9 protein-coding genes are annotated in these 12,839 nt (G+C 75.3%); 4 read left to right on the top strand and 5 right to left on the bottom strand.

Features of this window, described 5'->3' with window-relative positions; translation table 11 throughout:
* The first annotated feature begins 82 nt into the window (after positions 1 to 82).
* Both ABZ479_RS08220 and ABZ479_RS08215 read left to right on the top strand, forming a co-directional pair.
* Positions 83 to 2,305: a family 2 encapsulin nanocompartment cargo protein terpene cyclase gene (locus ABZ479_RS08220; RefSeq protein ID WP_500460681.1), complete on the top strand. Its 2,223-nt coding sequence runs from the start codon at positions 83 to 85 to the stop codon at positions 2,303 to 2,305.
* A 349-nt stretch (positions 2,306 to 2,654) separates the two neighbouring features.
* Positions 2,655 to 3,938, top strand: a complete 1,284-nt coding sequence (locus tag ABZ479_RS08215) for a hypothetical protein (RefSeq protein WP_500460680.1) — start codon at positions 2,655 to 2,657, stop codon at positions 3,936 to 3,938.
* Between the two features lie 16 nt (positions 3,939 to 3,954).
* Here ABZ479_RS08215 and ABZ479_RS08210 read toward each other — a convergent pair whose 3' ends face one another.
* Together ABZ479_RS08210 and ABZ479_RS08205 are read right to left on the bottom strand one after the other, a co-directional pair.
* Positions 3,955 to 4,983 carry a CU044_5270 family protein gene (locus tag ABZ479_RS08210; protein WP_500460678.1) on the bottom strand — a complete coding sequence of 343 codons (1,029 nt, stop codon included), beginning with the start codon at positions 4,981 to 4,983 and terminating at the stop codon, positions 3,955 to 3,957.
* Positions 4,980 to 5,522, bottom strand: a complete 543-nt coding sequence (locus tag ABZ479_RS08205; RefSeq protein WP_500460676.1) for a sigma-70 family RNA polymerase sigma factor — start codon at positions 5,520 to 5,522, stop codon at positions 4,980 to 4,982. Before ABZ479_RS08205 ends, ABZ479_RS08210 begins: the two co-directional genes overlap by 4 nt.
* 95 nt (positions 5,523 to 5,617) lie before the next feature.
* Between ABZ479_RS08205 and ctaD the strand changes: the two genes are divergently transcribed.
* Positions 5,618 to 7,285 carry an aa3-type cytochrome oxidase subunit I gene (ctaD, locus tag ABZ479_RS08200; RefSeq protein WP_500460675.1) on the top strand — a complete coding sequence of 556 codons (1,668 nt, stop codon included), beginning with the start codon at positions 5,618 to 5,620 and terminating at the stop codon, positions 7,283 to 7,285.
* A gap of 18 nt (positions 7,286 to 7,303) precedes the next feature.
* Here the strand turns inward: ctaD and ABZ479_RS08195 are convergent, their stop codons facing one another.
* The 3 genes from ABZ479_RS08195 to ABZ479_RS08185 are packed head-to-tail and all read right to left on the bottom strand — an operon-like array spanning position 7,304 to position 11,264.
* Positions 7,304 to 9,166 (bottom strand): GMC family oxidoreductase, encoded by a 1,863-nt coding sequence (locus tag ABZ479_RS08195; protein WP_500460674.1) that lies wholly within the window; start codon positions 9,164 to 9,166, stop codon positions 7,304 to 7,306.
* The gene (locus ABZ479_RS08190) at positions 9,163 to 10,575 is read right to left on the bottom strand and encodes a tocopherol cyclase family protein (RefSeq protein WP_500460673.1); all 1,413 of its coding nucleotides are present in this window, start codon (positions 10,573 to 10,575) and stop codon (positions 9,163 to 9,165) included. Before ABZ479_RS08190 ends, ABZ479_RS08195 begins: the two co-directional genes overlap by 4 nt.
* A complete protein-coding gene (locus ABZ479_RS08185) occupies positions 10,572 to 11,264 on the bottom strand; it encodes a FadR/GntR family transcriptional regulator (protein ID WP_500460672.1) in 693 nt (230 codons plus the stop codon). The genes ABZ479_RS08190 and ABZ479_RS08185 overlap by 4 nt, the downstream gene beginning before the upstream one ends.
* Positions 11,265 to 11,460: 196 nt before the next feature.
* On the opposite strand from ABZ479_RS08185, the gene ABZ479_RS08180 reads away from it, so the two are divergent.
* Positions 11,461 to 12,837: a serine hydrolase domain-containing protein gene (locus ABZ479_RS08180; protein WP_500460670.1), complete on the top strand. Its 1,377-nt coding sequence runs from the start codon at positions 11,461 to 11,463 to the stop codon at positions 12,835 to 12,837.
* Positions 12,838 to 12,839 lie beyond the last annotated feature (2 nt).

Here is a 12,839-nt window from a genome sequence, read left to right as displayed (position 1 = left end):
CGTTCCCGCGGTGTTTTCACCCGTTCGTATGGCTTGCCCGTGATGCCGGATAGGGGACGTGGCCCCGGGTAGCGCTGAACGAGTGACGCAGCCATTTGAACTGCCCGACTTCTACCTCCCGTACCCCGCGCGGCTCAACCCCCACGTGGAGGAGGCCAGGGAGCACTCCCGTGGCTGGGCGCGGGAGATGGGGATGCTCGAGGGCTCGGGCATCTGGGACACCGACGACCTCGACGCGCACGACTACGCGCTGCTGTGCGCGTACACGCACCCGGACTGCTCCGGGCCGGCCCTGTCCCTGGTGACGGACTGGTACGTGTGGGTCTTCTTCTTCGACGACCACTTCCTGGAGGCGTTCAAGCGCACGCAGGACCGCGAGGGTGGCAAGGCGTACCTGGACCGGCTGCCCGCCTTCATGCCGATGGACCTCGCGCAGGGCACGCCCGAGCCGCGGAACCCGGTGGAGGCGGGCCTCGCCGACCTGTGGGCGCGCACGGTGCCGGCGATGTCCATGGACTGGCGCGGGCGCTTCGCCGAGAGCACCGAGCACCTGCTCAACGAGTCCCTGTGGGAGCTGTCCAACATCAACGCGGGCCGGGTGCCCAACCCGGTGGAGTACATCGAGATGCGGCGCAAGGTCGGCGGCGCGCCCTGGTCGGCGGGGCTGGTGGAGTACGCCGCCGGGGCCGAGGTGCCGGCCGCCGTCGCCGGGGCGCGGCCGCTGCTCGTGCTGCGGGACGCCTTCTCCGACGCGGTGCACCTGCGCAACGACCTCTTCTCGTACCAGCGCGAGACCGAGGAGGAGGGCGAGTTCAGCAACGGGGTGCTGGTCCTGGAGACCTTCCTCGGCTGCTCGACGCAGGAGGCCGCGGAATCGGTCAACGACCTGCTGACCTCCCGGCTGCACCAGTTCGAGAACACCGCGCTCACCGAACTGCCCCCGCTCTTCGCCGAGCACGCGCTCGACCCGGAGCAGTGCGCGCGGGTGCTGGCGTACGTCAAGGGCCTGCAGGACTGGCAGTCCGGCGGCCACGAGTGGCACATGCGCTCCAGCCGCTACATGAACGGCGGCGGGGCGGGCGCCGCCGCGGGCCCCCGGTGGTCGGCGTTCGCGCTGCCCGGCGGGCTCGGGGTGTCGGCGGGCACCGTACGGACCACCGGCCGCGCCGAGACGGCCCGCGTCCGGTCGTTCACCCATGGGCCGCGGCACACCGGGCCGACCCCGCTGCCCGACTTCCTCATGCCGTTCCCGGCCCGGCTCAGCCCGCACCTGGACGCCGCGCGGCGCCACGTCGTCGACTGGGCGCACCGGACGGGACTGCTGCTGCCGCAGCCCGGCGTCCCGCACTCCCACGTCTGGGACGAGCACAAGCTGGCCGCCTTCGACTTCCCGCTGTGCGCCGCCGGCATCCACCCCGACGCGTCACCTGAGGCGCTGGACCTCACCTCGGGCTGGCTCACCTGGGGCACCTACGCCGACGACTACTTCCCCGCCGTCTACGGCCGCACCCGCGACCTGGCCGGCGCCCGCGCGGCCAACGAGCGCCTGTCGGCCCTCATGCCGGTGGACGGCTCCGCCGCCCCGGCCCCGGCCACCGCCCTGGAACGGGGCCTGGCCGACCTGTGGACCCGGACGGCCGCGACCATGGAACCGCAGGCGCGGCGCCGCTTCCGCACGGCCGTCGAGAACATGACGGGCAGCTGGCTGTGGGAACTGGCCAACCAGGCGCAGAACCGCGTCCCCGACCCCGTCGACTACCTGGAGATGCGCCGTCACACCTTCGGCTCCGACCTGACGATGAGCCTGTGCCGGCTGGGGCACGGCCGGCGGGTGCCCGAGGAGGTCTACCGCAGCGGGCCGATGCGCTCCCTGGAGAACGCCGCCGCCGACTACGCCTGCCTGATGAACGACGTCTTCTCGTACCAGAAGGAGATCGAGTTCGAGGGCGAGATCCACAACGCGCTGCTGGTCGTGCAGAACTTCTTCGACTGCGACGAAAAGGTCTCGCTCGCCGTCGTCCACGACCTGATGACCGGGCGGATGCGGCAGTTCCAGCACGTGGCCGCGTACGAACTCCCGGTCCTGTACGACGACTTCGCCCTCGACCAGGAGGCCCGCGCGGTGCTGGACGGCTATGTGCGCGAGCTGCAGGACTGGCTCTCGGGCATCCTCGCCTGGCACCGCGGCTGCCACCGCTACGACGAGGCCGAACTGCGCCGCCCGGTCGGCGGGTTCCGGCCCCCCACCGGCCCGACCGGCCTCGGCACGTCCGCGGCCCGCCTCGCGCTCCTGGCCGCACGCTGACGTATGCGGCGGGGGCGGGGGCGCCGCGCCCGCCCCCGCCGCGGGGTGGTTCGGTGCGCGGCGGGGGGCGGGCCGTCCGGCTCCGGGGGTGATGAGGGGTCCTCGTCCGTGACCGGTGCGGCCTCGTGCCCGGGAGGGCGGCGGAAATCATTTGCCGCGCCGCGCGGGGGATGTGACGATCCCGCACATGACCGAAAGCACCTGCCACGGAAAGGGCGCGCGCCGCCCGCACCGGTGAGCCCCGAGGCACCGGCCCCGCTGCCGGACGCTCTCGCGCACGGTCCCTCCCCACCCGCAGCCGGATACCCCCGGCCGCCCCGCCCTGCACGGACACAGGAGGACCGACACCGTGAACGACGAACCACTGACCGCGATACGCCGGCTGGTCGACGCCGGCGACGCCCGTGGCGCCATCCGCGAACTGCGAGCCCACGCCGAGACCACCGACCCCGCCCGTCTTGCCCCCCTCATGGAGGGCGTCGCCCGGCTTTCCGGCCTCGACGCCCTCGCCGCCGCGGCCGCCGCGCTGGCCGCGGAGCCCCGCGGCGCGCAGGAGCTGTACGCGTACGGCTACGCCTGCGTCGAGGAGGGCGCGTCCTTCCTCGCGGTGCCCGCACTGCGCGCGGCGCTGCGCGAGGCGCCCGGCTCCCGCGGCGTCCTGGTGGAGCTGGTCGCCGCGCTGGAGCGCGAGGAACGCCACAGCGAGGTGACGGAACTGCTCCGCGCGCGCGAACCCGACCTCGCCCCCTGGCCGGAGCGCTACCTGCTGGCCCACAACGCCCTGGTGGCCGGTGAGTTGGCACTCGCCCGCGCCACCGCCGCCCGGCTGCCCCGGCCGGATGGGGCCGACGAAAGCTGGCAGCCCGCCGAGGCACGCCTGCGCCGGATGCTCGGACGGGCCGACGCGCTGGCCGGGTTCAGCGCGCTGGACGACCGCGACCTGCGCGGCTGGCACCACGTCCTGACCGGCGGCCTGCTCGCGACGCTCTCCCCGTACGGCTTCGAGAGCATGACCGGCCGCTGGGCCTTCCTCCAGGACAGCCCGGCCCTGTGTCACCTCGGCCTGGACCGGCTCAGGCTGGCGATCGAGGCCGGCGGGACGGCACCGCGTGCGGTCTGCGCGCTGCCCGACCGCTCCAGCCGGATCATGGCCCTGGCCGCGGCCCGGGTCCTGGGACTGCCCCTCGAGCCGTACGCGCCGGACCGCCCGGACACCGTGGTCGTCGGCTACGACCTGGGCGAGACCGACCCCGCCCTGCTCGGCGGTCTCCTCGACCGCGCTCCGGGGCAGGTGCTGTACGAGCACGCCACCTGCTGGACCCGGCCGCCCGCGGTCTGCGCCGACGTCAGCGGCCTGCTCGCGCAGCACTGTGTCCCGTTCTGGGGCGAGCAGTTGCGGCAGGACCCGGACGGCTCCGTCGGGAAGTCCGCCGCCGACGACCGCGCCGAGCAGGAGATCGCCGACGACGTCCTCGCCGCCGATACGACCCCGGACCCGGGCGACGGCGGGACCCCGCCCGATTCGGACGAGGCCTTCCGCTCCTTCGCCGCCCGGCTGGCCGGCCGCCCGCCGCGGGGGCCGCGGGAACGGTCCGCCCCGTCCGGTCCGGTGCGCAGCGGCCGCTTCGCGTGAGGCGGCGGGCCGCCGGTCAGTCCATCCAGGCCTGGTAGGACATGACGTCGCCGGCCTTCACCCGGTACTCGGGCTGGTCCTTGGTGAAGGTCTCCTCGACGCCGAGGACGCGCCCGTCGGCCGGGTCGAGGACGAGCATGCGGCGCAGGCCGGCGGTGTCGTGGACGTAGGCCTGGCCGCGCCTGCCCAGGCGGTCGGTGACGGCGCCGGCCGGGCGGAGGCCCGGGGCGGCGGCGAGGAGCTCGTCGACGGCGGCGGTGCCTGCGGGCCCCGGAGTCCAGTCCTGCAGCAGCGAGGCCAGCGCGTCCACCAGTTCCGGGGTGCCGGCGCAGGCGCAGCCGTACACCTGCGACAGGTAGCCCCGCAGTTCCTTGGCCGAGTCCGGGGGCTCGGTCCCGGACCGGCCGTACGGGGGGAGCGTGCCCGGGGGGAACGCGGCGCGGTGCAGGACCTCGCCGTCGGCGACGGTGTGCGGGGCGCCGCCGGAGTCGCTGATCACCGGTTCGCCGGGGTGCCGGGGGTCGGTGGCGACGACCAGTTCGGTGCCGCTGCCGTCGGCGTCCCAGCGGGTGAGGTGCTCCTCGGGCAGGGTGACGGGCGGCCGGGCGCCCGGGCCCGACTCCATGGCCATGCTCCACGTCATCACGTGGCTCCCCCGCCGGGTGCCCGTGCCGCCGCCCCGTGCCGCCGCCTCGCGGGCCGCGCCGGCCACGTCGGCCAGCGGGACCTCCTGTGAGCCGGCCAGCGGACGCAGCGCGACGGGCGCGGCGACCGCCGGGGTGCCGCCGGCCCCGGAGAGCACGACGACCAGGGCGGCCACCACGGCCGCCGCCACCGTGGCCAGGCCCGTGGCGAGGCCGCCCACCCGGCGGCCGGTCCGGCGGGGCGCGGACGCGGCGGCCCCTCCGGACGCCGCTTCGGCGGCCAGCAGCCGCCGCAGCGTGTGCTCGGCCCGCGCGTCCAGCGGGCGGTCGCGCCAGCGCGGATCCCCGGCCGGCACGGGGTCGGCCCGGCGCAGCAGCTCCAGTTCCGGCTCGTCGGTCATGGCCCCTCCTGGGTCACGGTCATCCCCATGCGGTCGATCTGCTCGCGCAGCCTGCGGCGCGCCCGGTGCAGGCGCATGGCGGCGGCGGAACGCCCGCAGCCGAGCGCCACCGCCAGTTCCCCGACGTCCAGCTCCTCCCAGGCGGTCAGCCGCAGCACCTCCTGGTCGGGCGCCGCCAGCCGGCCCAGCGCCTCGTGCACCCAGGAGCCGGGTGCCTCGGTGCCGGGGCTCGGCACGAGGTGCGCGCCGTGCGCCGTCTCGTGGTTCCCGATCCGGTCCAGCAGCCTGCGCCGCCGCCCCTGCCCGCGCACGCTGTTCGCCATGCAGTTGCGGGCGACGCCGTACAGCCAGGGCAGCGAGTACGAGGGGTGCTCGGCGCGGCGCCGCCAGGCGACGGCGAAGACCTCCGCCACCACTTCCTCCACCTCGTCGTACGCCTGCCGCCCGGCCGTCCGCCGGGCGACGTAGCGGCTGACCGCCCAGTAGTGCTCGCGGTAGGCAGCGGCGAACGCCTGGGAATGCGTCTCGTCCGTGCTCATGACCGCTTGGTGTCCGCCATGGGTCCGATCATCACACCCCGCCGCTGTGACGTTCTCCGCGTGACGCCGGGGCCCGGCCCGGACACCTACCGGGCATGAGTCTCACGTTCCCGCGACGCGCGGCGTCCGCCGTGGCCTGGCTGACCACGACCGACCACAAGGCCATCGGCACGCTCTACCTCGGCACGGCGTTCGCCTTCTTCTGCGGGGGCGGGGTGATGGCCCTGCTGATGCGTGCCGAACTCGCCCGGCCCGGTCTGCAGGTCATGTCGAACGAGCAGTTCAACCAGCTGTTCACGATGCACGGCACCGTGATGCTGCTGATGTTCGCGACCCCGTTGTTCTCCGGCTTCGCGAACTGGATCATGCCGCTGCAGATCGGCGCCCCGGACGTCGCGTTCCCCCGGCTCAACATGCTCGCGTACTGGCTCTACCTCTTCGGCTCGCTGATCGCGGTGGGCGGCTTCCTCACCCCGCAGGGCGCGGCGGACTTCGGCTGGTTCGCCTACGCACCGCTGTCGAGCGCGGTGCACTCGCCCGGGGTGGGCGGCGACCTGTGGATCATGGGGCTGGCGCTGTCCGGCTTCGGGACCATCCTGGGCGCGGTCAACCTGATCACCACGATCATCTGCATGCGCGCCCCCGGCATGACGATGTTCCGGATGCCGATCTTCACCTGGAACGTGCTGCTCACCGGTGTGCTGGTGGTGATGGCCTTCCCGGTGCTGGCCGCGGCCCTGCTCGCGCTGGAGGCGGACCGGAAGTTCGGGGCGCACGTCTTCGACCCGGCGAACGGCGGGGCGCTGCTGTGGCAGCACCTGTTCTGGTTCTTCGGCCACCCCGAGGTCTACATCATCGCGCTGCCCTTCTTCGGGATCGTGAGCGAGGTCGTACCGGTCTTCTCGCGCAAGCCGATGTTCGGGTACACCGGCCTCATCGCGGCGACGATCTCCATCGCCGGGCTGTCGGCGACGGTCTGGGCGCACCACATGTACGTCACCGGCGGGGTGCTGCTGCCCTTCTTCTCCTTCATGACGCTGCTCATCGCCGTGCCGACCGGGGTGAAGGTCTTCAACTGGATCGGCACGATGTGGAAGGGCTCGCTGAGCTTCGAGACGCCGATGCTCTGGGCGACCGGTTTCCTCGTGACCTTCGTCTTCGGCGGGCTCACCGGCGTGATCCTGGCGTCGGCGCCGCTGGACTTCGCGGTCTCCGACTCCTACTTCGTCGTGGCGCACTTCCACTACGTCGTCTTCGGCACCGTCGTCTTCGCCATGTTCTCCGGGCTGCACTTCTGGTGGCCGAAGTTCACCGGCAAGATGCTCGACGAACGCCTCGGCAAGATCACCTTCTGGACGCTCTTCGCCGGTTTCCACGGCACCTTCCTCGTCCAGCACTGGCTGGGCACGCAGGGCATGCTGCGGCGCGTCCCGGACTACCTGGCGGCGGACGGCTTCACCACGCTGAACACCGTCTCGACGGTCAGCTCCTTCCTGCTGGGGCTGTCGATCCTGCCGTTCCTCTACAACGTGTGGCGGACGGCCAAGTACGGCGAGCCGGTCGGCACCGACGACCCCTGGGGCTGGGGCCGTTCCCTGGAGTGGGCGACGAGCTGCCCGCCGCCGCGCCACAACTTCCGCTCCCTGCCGCGCATCCGTTCCGAGTCGCCCGCCTTCGACCTGCGCCACGCCGCACCCATGGTGCCGGGAGGGGTGCCCGACAGGCCGGACACGCCGCTCCCGGCGGCCCGTTCCGACGCCTAGCGCGGGCCCGCCGACCCCTCAGCCGGCCGCCCCTACCGCGCCCTCGGCGACGGCCAGGGCCAGCGCCATGATGCTGAGCTGGGGGTTCACCTCGGGGCAGCTGGGCAGCGCCGAGGCGTCGGCGATCAGCACCCCGTGGACGCCGCGCAGCCGTCCCGCGGCGTCGGCGGGCGCCACCCGCGGGTCCGCGCCCAGCGCCACCGTCCCCGTGGGGTGGAAGGCCGACAGGTGCAACTGCCGCGCCGTCACGCCCTCCAGGGCCGCCGAGAACTCCCGCGGCGTACGCGCCCGCGGGGCGGTGGGGACACCGGTGAGCACCTCCTCGGCCCCGGCGGCGAAGAGCAGGCCGCCCATCGCACGGACGGCGCGCAGCAGACGGCGGCCGTCGCGGGGGTCGAGGTCGTAGCGGAGCAGGGCGCCCTCGCGGCCGAGGACGCGTCCGCCGGGCCGGTCCGCGATCATCGCGCCGAAGGTGGCCAGCCGTCCGGAGTCCTCCAGTTCCGCGCGCAGCTCGCGGCCGACGCCCGGCAGCACGAACGAGCCCATGCCGGGCGGCGGGGCGGTGGCCTCGACGAGGATGCCGTCCCCGTGCAGCTCCTCCACGCCGACGCTCTGCAGCACCGCCGGTCCGCCGTCCGCGACCGGCTCGGCGAACCGCCCGGCGACGCTGGTGGCGGGGTGCACGGCCAGGTTGCGGCCGGTCCGCGGGTGCCCGCCGAGGCCGGAGCGGCGCAGCAGCGGGGGAGTGCGCAGCGCGCCCGCGGCCACCACGACCAGGGGGCTGAGGATCTCCAGTTCGCTGCCGTCGGGCCGCCGTACCGCCACGCCGCAGGCGCGCGGGCCGCCGGGCCGGTCGGGCTCGGTCAGCACCCGCCGCACCTCGGCCCCGGTGACGATCCGGGCCCCGGCGGCGCACGCCTGCGGCAGCACCGACAGCTGGACGCTCTGCTTCGCCCCGGACGGGCAGCCCACCACGCACTGGCACGAGCCCCGGCAGCCGGGCGCGTTGCGCCGCAGGGGCGCGGCCCGCCAGCCGAGCGCGCCCGCGCCGAGCAGCGCGAGGTCGCCGTTGCGGCCCAGTACGTCATGCGGCTGGGGCGCCACCCGCAGGGTGCGCTCCACCTCGTCCAGGTACGCGCCGAAGGCCGCCGGGTCCGCGAGGTCCCCGAGCCCGTGCTCCTCCCGCCACCGGGCCAGCACCCGGTCCGGAGTGCGGTAGCAGGTGCCGGAGTTGACGACCGTCGTACCGCCGACGGCACGGCCGGTCGGCACGATCAGCGGGGGGTTCCCGAGGGCCACGGTGGCGCCGCCGTCCCGGTACAGCTCGGCGAACCGGTCGAGCGGCGCCCGCCGTCCGAACTCCGCCGTGGTGTGCCGCCGGCCCTCCTCCAGGACGACCACCCGCAGGCCGGCCAGGGCCAGGGTGCGCGCCGCCATCGCCCCGCCGGCGCCCGAGCCGACGACGACGGCGTCCGCGCGCGAGCGGTCCGGCCACTCGCCGGCGGGCACGCAGTCCAGCGGCGGGTCCTGCGGGGCCGCGGGCACCGCGGCGCGGGGCGCTCCCGCCAGCAGCCGTTCGGTGCCCGCCGCCAGCAGCACCGGTACTTTGACCACGTCGAGCAGGGGCAGCAACGCGGGCCGCGCGGCGAGCCCCGCCAGCACCCGTTCCCGCTCCCCCGGGCCCAGCCGCTCCAGCCGCCGCCCGGTGCGCACCGCCGCGTAGGCGTCGACTGCGGCCGCCGCGGCACGGAAGCCGTGCCGGGTCCGCGCGGGCATCGCCGCCAGCAGGCCGTCCAGCCGGCGCGGTACGCCCGCGGGCCAGCCGCCGTCGCCCGGGTCGGCGAGCAGCGCGGCGACCAGGCCGCGGACGGCGGCGCTCACCGGCCGCCCACTTCGGCGTGGGCGGTGCCGGCGAGCGTCCACTGCGCCTCGGTGCGCCAGCCGCCGCGGCCCCGGCGCTCCAGCACGACGTGGGCGTCGGCGGTCTCGCTGTTGCGGCACACGGCGGGGGAGCCGTCGGGGTCGGCGTAGTCGAGGGCGAGGGTGCGCTCCGGCGGCTGCTCGACCCGTACGGTGATCCGCCGCCCGCCCGCCCGCCCGGTGACCGTCCACCGCGGCAGGCCGATGTCGGCGGTGAAGCGGGCGAGGCCCGCCCGCCCGAGTGCCGGGCGCAGGCCGCCGCGCGGCCAGTCGCGGCCGTCCTTGCGCAGCCGCAGGAAGACCAGCGGCGGCAGCCGGTCCAGACCCGGGCGGGTGGAGACCGCCGCGACGACCTCCAGCACGTCCCCGTCGCCGAGGTCGGCGTGCAGCCAGGCCCAGCGGCGGGCGTTGCCGTGGCCGTAGATGCGGGCCGAGGCCCCGGGGGCGCCGCGCAGGGCGAGTTCGGACGTCCCGTGGCGGACGGTGCCCGTGTACCGGGCGCGGGGCGACGGCAGGATCTGCGCGGCGGGCAGCAGCGGGTGCCGCCACGACCAGCGCGGGAAGGTGTACAGCGGCGGCTCGGCGCCGGGGTCCTCGGTGAGGTCCCAGGTCAGCTCGCCCGCCGTGCCGCGCAGCCGGCCGGGCACCGCCTCGACGCCGTCCGCCGTGAAGCCCTCGGCGCCCGTCGCGGGCTCCCAGGGCAGCGGCCCGAAGCGGGCGTGCTCCACGGGGCCCCCGCCGTCCGGGGGGAAGACGGCGGCCCAGCCGTGGGCGAAGGCGGGGGAGCCGTCGGCGGGGGCGACGAGTTCGTGGTGGAGCCACAGTCCGGTGCCGGTCGCCGGGTCGGTGGCCGTGGTGTACCAGACCTCGGTGCGGCCCGCGGCGCCGTCCCAGCGCGGCGCCCACTGCGCGCGGGGGTCGTCCCTGCGCGGGAAGCGGAAGCTCGCCAGGAACGGCACGAGCGAGGTCGCCGTACGGAAGCGCAGGGTGCCGGTGCCGGCCGGTTCCGGGTCGTCCCCGGCGGTGAGGGTGAAGGGCAGCGTGGTCATCGAGGCCAGCGGCCGCCGCGGGGTGACGGACTTCCAGCCCTCCAGGAGGCAGCGCTCGCCGTCCAGTTCGTACTCCAGCCGGTAGTGGACGCGCCGCCGGGCCAGCGGCGACACCTCCAGCGTGCCGGTGACGGCGGTGTCTGCCCGGCCCGCGACGCGCAGCCGTCCGCCGACGCGGGCCGCGGTCGTGCGGTGCGGCAGCAGCAGGCCGTCGCTGCGCGCCGTCAGTTCCAGCCGCACCGGCCGCTCCCGGTCCTCGCCGCGCAGCCGTACGGTGCCCGACATGCGCTCGGCGAAGACCGTCCCCCGTGCCGCGCTCACCGGGACTTCAGCCCCTCGCGCATGATCTCCTCGGTCGCCGTCAGATAGGCCTCCGCCGCCGCGCGGGCGGCCGCGCCGTCGCCCTCCTCCACCGCGGCGACCACGGGCGCCAGCCGCGCGTACGCCTCCTGCGGGTCCTGGAAGGGGCCCGCGAGGTGCCGGCGCATCGGCAGGTAGGCGTTGAACAGGGTGTTGGTGAGGAGCACGTAGACGCGGTTGCCGGTGGCGCGGGCCAGTGCCCGGTGCACCTCGGCGTCCGCCAGCTGCACCGCGTCCGGGTCGCCGGCCGTGCGCACGGCCTCCACCAGCTCCCGCAGCCGGGTCCGCGCGGCGCCGTTCGCGCGGGCCGCGGCCGCGCCGGCGATCAGGGCGCCCACCCCGCGCCGTGCCTCGAAGATCTCGCCGAGCCAGCGGGCGTCGTGCCGGACGAGCATGGGCAGCAGGTCGGCGCCGCCCAGGCGTTCGTAGTCCCGGACCCGGGTGCCGACGCCGTGCCGCGTCTCCAGCAGTCCGGCCTGCACCAGCCGGCCGAAGGCGTGCTTGAGGGTGGTCCGGGTGACGCCGTACCCCTCGGCCAGCGTGCGTTCGGGCGGCAGCAGACTTCCCGCGGGGTGGCGGCCGGTGAGGATCTCCTCGCGGATGCGGTCCTCCAGGACGTCCACGATCGACGTGCGCGGCAGCGCTTCCATCACACCTCCATGGTTCAGTGGATGAGCCACTCAACCAATGAGCCGACGCACCGTCAAGACCCGCCCCCGCGGCGGCCGTCGCTCACCCGCCCGGCGGCGCGTCACCCGCCGTCCGGTCGCCGCACCGCGACGGTCGGCTTACGTTCGCGATGGCATGCCCTCGCCCCGCCCGTCCCCACGGCCGAAAGGCACCGACATGACGCAGCCGTGCGCCCGTCCGTCCGGGCTCCGCAGCACCGTGCGGAGGGCCGTCGCGACGGCCCTCGCCGCCGCCGCGCTCCCCACGGCCCTGGCGTGCGGCGGGCCCGCGGAGAGCACCCGCTCCCCCGGGGGTACCAGGACGGCGACGTCCGCGCCGGCCTCGCCGCTCGCGCGGGCCGAGGAGGACCGGACGGCGGACCCGGCCTCCGCCTCCCCCGCGCAGGCCTCCCCCGGCGGTTCGCCGACCAGTTCGCCGAGCGGTTCGCCGGGAGCGGGCGACGACTTCCCGGCGCTCACCGGCGAGGTCGTCAAGAAGCTCGACGACGCGCTGGAGGCCACGCTGAAGAGGACCGCGGTGCCCGGTGTGAGCGTCGGGTTGTGGGCCGCGGGCAAGGGCTCCTGGGTCCGCGCCCTCGGCGTGGCCGACAAGAGGTCAAAGGCGCGCATGTCGCCCGACCTCTACGTGCGGATCGGCAGCGAGACCAAGACCTTCACCGTGACGGCGCTGCTGAAGCTGGTCGACCAGGGGAAGGTCGCGCTCGACGACCCCGTCGCCCGCTACGTGGACGGCGTGCCCGGCGGCGACCGCATCACGCTGCGGCACCTCGCCGAGATGCGCAGCGGGCTCTACAACTACACGGACGACCCGGCCTTCCAGAAGACCCTCAAGGCCGACCCGCACCGGGAGTTCGTCCCCGCCGAACTGCTCGCCTACGCCTTCCAGCACCCCTCGCCGTCCGGTCCCGGCGCCCGCTTCCAGTACTGCAACACCAACACCGTCCTGCTGGGCCTGGTGATCGAGAAGGCGAGCGGCCAGTCGTTCGGCGACTACCTGCAGCGCAACGTGCTCGCCCCGGCCAAGCTGAAGCACACCGTCCTCCCGGCGGGGCGCGCCTTCCCGAGCCCGCACGCCCGCGGTTACACCCGGCAGACCAAGGACGGCAAGGAGGCCGACGCCACCGACTGGAACCCCTCCTGGGCCTGGGCCGCGGGCGCGATGATCTCCGACCAGCAGGACCTGCGGGCCTGGGCCCGCATCGTGGCCGAGGGCACCCTGCTGGCCGGGGCGACGCAGACGCAGCGCACGACCTTCCTCCCCACCCCCTACCCGGGCATCGGCTACGGCCTCGGCCTCTTCGACAACCACGGCTGGATCGGGCACAACGGCTCCCTGCCCGGCTACCAGAGCACGGCCGTCCACCTGCCCGGGGCCGGGGCCACCCTGGTCGTGCTGCTCAACACCGACACCCCCGTGGGCGGCAACGAGCCCAGCAGCCTCTTCGCCGAGGCCATCACCAAGATCGTCACCCCGGAGCACGTCTACGCGTTCCCGCCCACCAACGGCACCGGCACCAGCCCGAGCAGCAGCTGAGC

It is taken from the genome of Streptomyces sp. NPDC005722 (assembly GCF_040630935.1).
In the GTDB taxonomy this organism is placed as follows: domain Bacteria; phylum Actinomycetota; class Actinomycetes; order Streptomycetales; family Streptomycetaceae; genus Actinacidiphila.
Note: the sequence above shows the minus strand (reverse complement) of the source record. Positions and strands in the feature narration are given on the sequence as shown.